This is a genomic window from Pedobacter sp. (assembly GCF_035317785.1).
Taxonomy (GTDB): Bacteria; Bacteroidota; Bacteroidia; order Sphingobacteriales; family Sphingobacteriaceae; genus Pedobacter.
The window spans coordinates 1-3,931 of the sequence record NZ_DATHGC010000282.1 but is presented as its reverse complement, the minus strand read 5'-3'; the positions used below and the strand labels follow the sequence as shown (position 1 = coordinate 3,931).

Here is a 3,931-nt window from a genome sequence, read left to right as displayed (position 1 = left end):
TTTCCAGAGCGGAACAGTATGAATGAGCGGCCATAATGTAGAATCCGTATAATAAAATCCGATAGCGCCGAGCGTCATCCCCAAAACCACCATAGGCTGAAGACGTATGATCCGGCGTTTGAAGAAGCTGCCCACCGTCATTTTAGACCATCTGTCGTCATAAGCATAACCCATCACAAAACCGGACAATAAAAAGAAAAAGTCGACAGCCAGGTAACCATGATTTACGAATTTATCTAAATTGCTAGTCGAGAATGGCTCTGCAAGGTGAAATGTGACAACGATTATGGCAGCAACACCACGAAGTCCGTCTAATATGGGATAGTGCGGCTTGGTGGCCAGCTCATTATTCAGTTCAGCGCTCATGTAAAGGAATGGAAAAATTGCAATTTGTAAAAAATTGTCAACATTTAATTACACACTCCAGGTCTTTTATTGCCCAATCCCGTAACTTTGTCGCATACAACCGCATAAACCCATCCACTAATCCGGGAAATCTAAAATAATTTTTGCAGTAACAGATCTTTGCGCTGCGGAGAAACCTCAACTTCTGCACCGTCGCTGAATTCGAGCGTTCCACCATCACCTTTACGGTACTTTACAACATAAGTCAGGTTCACGATCGCAGAGCGGTTGATTCGGATGAAACACTCATCATTTAAGAGCGATTCATATTCTTTCAAAGTTTTGGAAACGATGATTTTTTTATTGTCCACCAGCAGGAAAACACTGTAATTACTCATCGCCTCCACCCTGATGATATTGGATTTATCGATGATATAAACCCCCTCTGCGGTAGGCAGGGCCAGCCTTTTGGTCAGTGTCTTTTCAAGCTTCAGGTTTTTTTGAGCGCCCTTACCTGCTACCCTTTTCCGGAGCCGGGTAATAGCGCTTTGCAGATCTTCTTCATCAACAGGTTTCATCAGATAGTCGACCGCACTAAGACGCAGCGCCTCCAAAGTGTAGCTGTCGTATGCAGTCGTAAAGATCACTTCAAAATCGAAGCTGCCAAGGCGTTCCAGAAACTGGAAACCATTCATTCCCGGCATTTCCACATCAAGAAACAAGACGTCAGGATAAAGCCCCGCAATCGCCTCGAGAGCTTTCGCAGGTTCATTGAAAACACCTACCACAATCAGCTCGTCATCAAAAGAATCGAGCTTATGTTGCAGCAGTTTGCTGCCCCTAATTTCATCGTCCAGAATTACTGCTTTTATCATGAAGAGATCATTAGTTATAATAATCGGGTTTTAATAATTGCCAGTCAAGTATTTGCAATACTTAATTTATATTCAGTAATCTCATCTGCCGGAGAAAAAAGTTCCTGTTGCTCAACGCAACAGGAACAAGAGCGGGCAGATAAGCCTATATTTTCTTCAGGGTACCTGTAAAACTGGCTTTCAGCGGACCCTTCGCAGTAGTCACATCGACCGAGATGGTATACTGCTCCCCCTCCTTAGAAATCACTACCGTACCCGCATTGACCTCATCCGATACATTACTGATGTCGACAAAACCCCCTGCAAAATTGGCGGCCGGATTATAAGGAAGACCGGATTTGTAAGTAAAAGTTCCCGTCGGGATCACATAATCGCCCAGATTCTTCGTACGGATCTGTACAAAATTGAAATCTTTTGAACCCAGGTAGATCCAGGCCCCGTCGCCATTACCCGAACGGTAGTCCGCACTACTGACTTCATAACTTTTACCCTGGTATTCAAAAGTACCAGCTGTGTTTTCTTTCTCAGTCTTTTTGTCTTTTTTGCAGGAAACCAGGATAAAAAGGAAACTGAGCGCAATAAAGATCTTCGGGATGTTTCTTAAATTTTTCATTTTTCAGATTTTAAGGTTGTTTCACAGACAGGTAAATGATACTGTTTCGTTCCACCAGCAGAAGCGGCGTAGCAGTATCCTTCCAGGAGGGCACAAGGGCCCCAATGAAGTCATTGTTGGCTTTAAAGCCTGCGGGACTAATGCCATAATAGGGAACCGAAACCTCAGGCGCCTCAGCCATGACCGGCAAAACTTTATTGATCGGCGGCGGGTAATATTTTGTACCGATCTGCCTGGATTTAATATCCCATTCAATATTCCTGGCTGCACTGAACTGGAACAAGATGTCACCGGATTTAAATGAACCGTTTTCGAAAGAAGGAATACTTCCCTGAGTACCCAGAACAGCATACTCAAATCCCTGAGCAGCATTGGCTTTATCCGTAAAACTGTAAGATTTTAAACTCACCTTACCTTCAGCACTCTTCTCAAACACAAAAGTGTACACAAAATTTCCATTGCCTTCCAAATCGAATGTAAAGCCGGATTTATCCATATTTACCTCACCGCTGCGCAGATAACCCTGGCGGTGCAGGTTAACCTTCACAACATTGCCCTCCTTGCTGAAATAGAAGACAGCCAGTTTATTGTCACCAGCCTTGCGCTCCGCAACAATGTAATACGGAATCAGGTCTTCCCTGCTCACAGCCAGTTCGGCGTCAGGATTGTTCGGATCATCAGGATTAGCCTTTTCCTTTTTACAGGCAGCGAATGCCACGATGAGCAACACCATGCTCATCAGAATTTTCATAGTTTTCATAGTTTTAATTTATAGCAGATGATTAAATAATTAAGTTGATCAATTGAGCCAGGTCACCATTTTCGCATACATTTTATCCGTCCAGTTTCCGCCGCAATGCGTATTGCATGAATTGTCGGTAACCCCCTCACTTTTCGCTTTGACCGGAGAGTTATTGGGTATCTGATCATATAAGCTCTTCCCATAATATTCGCCCTCATTATTGCCGCTGCAATTGATGGCATAGATGGGAATCTTGAAGTTCTGTGCATTCCAGGCACCACTCCCGCCGCAGGCGGCCAGCACGCCTTTACAATAACTGAGCGTAGCATTCGCAGAGATGTCGCTAAACAACATGTAAGAAGCAAAAGAAAAGCCCCCCACCACCGACTTCGTTTTGTCGATACCGTATTTATCCGAAATGGCGACAATGCACTTGTCAAAATCCTCGCCGATCATTTTGGCACTGGTGTTCCAGCTGTCGGCATTCGCATTTCCGGGCGTCTTGCGGTATTTAACGATTGCCGCAGCATAACCATTCTCAGCCGCCTTCCTGCAGAGCGCAGTTTCAGCACCTCCGTCCAGCGTACCCTCACTTGGATTATTTTCATTATTTCCACTTCCAATGACCAGAATCCCCTTAAAAGAATCAGCGTCTTTATTCCTGAAAATCTTATACGTACTGCCATTTACGGTTTCAACGGTCTCCTTAAGATCACCATTGACCACTTCCTTGCCTTCCTCTTTGCTCTTTTTACAAGAGATGGTCAGTATAAGGAAGCAAACCATCATAAAAATTATTTGTCTCATAGGGTTTTATTTAATTAATTACACAATAGTACAGGCACCAGAAAAAGTATTTTTTGACAATGATTGAGACACCGGACTCAATGAGTGAACCCAGAGTTACGACGAGGGAAACCGAATAGTGCATTTGACTGAGTGAATCTGCACTTTGACTTAGCAACCCACTGAACTATCTCCGGAAATGTTTGTTATTTTAACCAAATGAAAATCAACCCGCACCTTTTTATCTTACCGATGCTCATCGCAGTACAAACCTTAACAGGGAACAACAAACTGTGGGCGCAGGAAACCGCGCTCGACTCGGTAGAAAAAGTCATCGCCCAAAATCGGCACAATGATGATAAAAAGGCCCGTGACCTGTTTTTTTTGGCGGCAAGTACGATCAATGCCAACCCCAAAAAGAGCCTGGATTATATAGACCGGATCCTGTCTTTCGAAAAAAACATAAAAGACCCCGGGATCGTGTCCAGTTCTTACCGTGTAAAAGGCATCATTTTAACCATGCTGGCCAGGTTTCCCGAAGCAATGTCAGCATTAAACATTGCTTTGAAC

At 44.0% G+C, this 3,931-nt stretch carries 6 protein-coding genes; 1 reads left to right on the top strand and 5 read right to left on the bottom strand.

Annotation, left to right across the window (positions count from 1 at the left end):
* The 5 genes from VK541_RS17295 to VK541_RS17275 form a co-directional block, all read right to left on the bottom strand.
* Positions 1-366 (bottom strand): acyltransferase (locus tag VK541_RS17295; RefSeq protein WP_324371595.1); only part of this gene is annotated, 366 nt, incomplete at its 3' end.
* A 131-nt stretch (positions 367-497) separates the two neighbouring features.
* Positions 498-1,220, bottom strand: coding sequence for a LytTR family DNA-binding domain-containing protein (locus tag VK541_RS17290; RefSeq protein ID WP_324371594.1), 723 nt, complete (start codon positions 1,218-1,220; stop codon positions 498-500).
* A 145-nt stretch (positions 1,221-1,365) separates the two neighbouring features.
* Positions 1,366-1,833 carry a hypothetical protein gene (locus VK541_RS17285; RefSeq protein ID WP_324371593.1) on the bottom strand — a complete coding sequence of 156 codons (468 nt, stop codon included), beginning with the start codon at positions 1,831-1,833 and terminating at the stop codon, positions 1,366-1,368.
* Positions 1,834-1,843: 10 nt separating this feature from the next.
* The gene (locus tag VK541_RS17280; RefSeq protein WP_324371592.1) at positions 1,844-2,593 is read right to left on the bottom strand and encodes a hypothetical protein; all 750 of its coding nucleotides are present in this window, start codon (positions 2,591-2,593) and stop codon (positions 1,844-1,846) included.
* A 39-nt stretch (positions 2,594-2,632) separates the two neighbouring features.
* Positions 2,633-3,382: a hypothetical protein gene (locus VK541_RS17275; RefSeq protein WP_324371591.1), complete on the bottom strand. Its 750-nt coding sequence runs from the start codon at positions 3,380-3,382 to the stop codon at positions 2,633-2,635.
* Between the two features lie 198 nt (positions 3,383-3,580).
* On the opposite strand from VK541_RS17275, the gene VK541_RS17270 reads away from it, so the two are divergent.
* The coding region (locus VK541_RS17270) for a hypothetical protein (RefSeq protein ID WP_324371590.1) at positions 3,581-3,931 on the top strand (351 nt) is incomplete at its 3' end.